1 protein-coding gene is annotated in these 2,554 nt (G+C 72.1%); it reads left to right on the top strand.

Annotated features, from left to right (window positions below):
* The coding region (locus SSOG_RS02350) for an SDR family NAD(P)-dependent oxidoreductase (RefSeq protein ID WP_154686067.1) at positions 1–2,554 on the top strand (2,554 nt) is incomplete at both ends.

The following is a 2,554-nucleotide window of genomic DNA, read 5'->3' as shown; positions in this document are numbered from 1 at the left end:
GCCGTGCTCGACCACCGCGCCGTGGTGCTGGGGCGCGACCGCGATGCGCTGCGCGTCGGGGCGGCGGCCTTCGCAACCCCGACCGCTACCGACGCCACCAACGCCACCGATGGGGCCACCGACGCCACTGTGGTGTCCGGTGTGGTCGGTGACGGCCGGACGGCCTGGATGTTCACCGGCCAGGGCAGCCAGCGGCCCGGCATGGGCCGCGAGCTGTACGAACGGTTCCCGGCCTTCGCCAGGACCCTGGACGAGGTCTGCGACTGCCTCGATACAGAACTGGAAGGCACCGCCGCGTTCAAGGTGCCCGTGCGGGACGTGCTGTTCGCCGACGAGGGTTCCGCCGAGGCGGAGTGGCTGGACCAAACCGGCTACGCGCAGACCGCGCTCTTCGCCGTCCAGTCCGCGCTGGTGGCCCTCCTACGCTCCTGGGGCGTACGCCCGGACGTGGTGCTGGGCCACTCGATCGGCGAACTGGCCGCCGCCTACGCCGCCGGGGTCTTCGAACTGGCCGACGCCGCTCGGCTGGTGACGGGACGCGCCCGGTTGATGCAGGCGCTGCCCTCGGGCGGCGCGATGGCGGCGATCGAAGCCACCGAGACCGAGGTCGCCGGGATTCTGCACGGACTTCCCGACGGCGAGCGGGCGGCGGTCGCAGCGGTCAACGGCCCCACCGCCGTGGTGATCTCCGGCGACGAGGACGCGGTCGAGCAGGTGATGGACGACGCACGGGAGCGGGGCCGCCGGGTGTCGCGGCTGCGCGTCAGCCATGCGTTCCACTCCCCGTTGATGGGGCCGATGCTGGCGGAGTTTGCCGAGATCGCGGCGAGCGTCACGTACCGGCAACCGATTCTCCCAGCGGTCAGCACGGTCACCGGCGAGCCGGTCGGCGAAAAGGACTGGGCGAACCCGGACTACTGGGTGGATCAGGTCCGGCAGCCGGTTCGGTTCCATGACGCGATCGAGGCGACCACGGGCGGGCAGGGCGCCGGCCGACTGCTGGAGATCGGGCCCGACCCGGTCCTGACGGCACTGACCCGATCCGGAACCGACAACGTGGACCCCGCGTTTTCCGTGGCCGCATTGCGTGAGGGCCATGCCGAGCCCGAAACCGTGCTGACGGCGGTGGCTGAGCTGTTCGTACGCGGCGCCAAGGTCGATTGGGCGGCGGTGTTCGCCGGGACCGGGGCCGAGCGGGTGGACCTGCCGACGTACGCGTTCCAGCGCCGGAGGTTCTGGCTGCGGGACCGCAAGACCCAGGGTGTGACCACAACCGACGTGGGCCTCAGCGGTGCCGAAACCGAGTTCTGGAACCTGGTGGAGCAGGGCGATGTGGCGTCCCTTGCCGGCCAACTCGGCGTCGACGCGGGCACACCGCTGGACACCGTGCTGCCCACGCTGTCGATGTGGCGCAAGCGGCAGCAGGAGCAGTCGGCGCTGTCGGGCTGGCGCTACGGGGTGGTGTGGAAGCAGATGACCGTACCGAGTACGGGCCGCCTGTCGGGGACCTGGCTGCTGGCGGTGCCGGAGCGGCTGACCGCCGCCCAGGACGGACTGGCCGAGCAGTGCGCACAGGCTCTGCGGGCGGGCGGCGCGGCTGAGGTCACCGTGCTGACCCTCGCCGCCACGACGAGCCGCGAAGCACTCGCCGACCGGATCCGCGCGACCTCGGCGGATGGTGTGGTGTCCCTATTGGCCGAAGCCGAAGCCGAAGCCGAAGCCGAAGCGCAAGAACCCGGCGACGGACCGGTGCCCATCGCGACCGCCATGACGCTGACGCTGGTGCAGGCCTTGGCCGACGCCGAGGCCGAAGCGCCCCTGTGGTGCCTGACCCGCTCAGCGGTCTCCGTCGGAGCGGGCGAGCGGTTGGCCAACCCGGCGCAGGCCCAGTTGTGGGGCCTGGGCAAGACGGTGGCCTTTGAACAGCCGCAGCGCTGGGGCGGCCTGGTCGACCTTCCCGAAGACGTCGGGAAGCGGAGCCTGACCCGCCTGGTGTCCGTCCTCGCCGCGAGTCGCACGGACAGCCACACGAACGGCCACACGAACGGTTACGAGGACCAGGTCGCCATACGCTCCTCCGGTGTGTACGCGGCCCGGCTGACGCGCGACGCCGCGCGGGGAGACGGCGACGGCTGGCAGCCGCACGGCACGGTCCTCATCACCGGCGGCACCGGCGCACTGGGCGCGCATGTGGCACGTCGGCTGGCCTCCCGTGGCGCGGACCACCTCGTGCTGGTCTCCCGGCGTGGGGCACAGGCGCCGGGCGCGGCGGAACTGCGGCAGGAGCTGTCCGGACTCGGTGCGCGGGTCACCGTCACCGACTGCGACATCGCCGACCGCCGGGCCCTTGCCGCCGTGCTGGACGGCATGCCCGAGGATGCGCCGCTGACCGGCGTCGTACACACCGCGGGGGTCCTGGACGACGGGGTGGTCACCGAGCTGACACCGGAGCGGCTCGCCGGGGTACTGGCCGCGAAGGCGGATGCTGTGCGGCATCTGCACGAGCTGACGGCGGACCTGGAACTGGACGCCTTCGTGTTGTTCTCCTCCATCG

This window comes from Streptomyces himastatinicus ATCC 53653 (genome assembly GCF_000158915.1).
Classification (GTDB): Bacteria; Actinomycetota; Actinomycetes; order Streptomycetales; family Streptomycetaceae; genus Streptomyces; species Streptomyces himastatinicus.
Note: the sequence above shows the minus strand (reverse complement) of the source record. Positions and strands in the feature narration are given on the sequence as shown.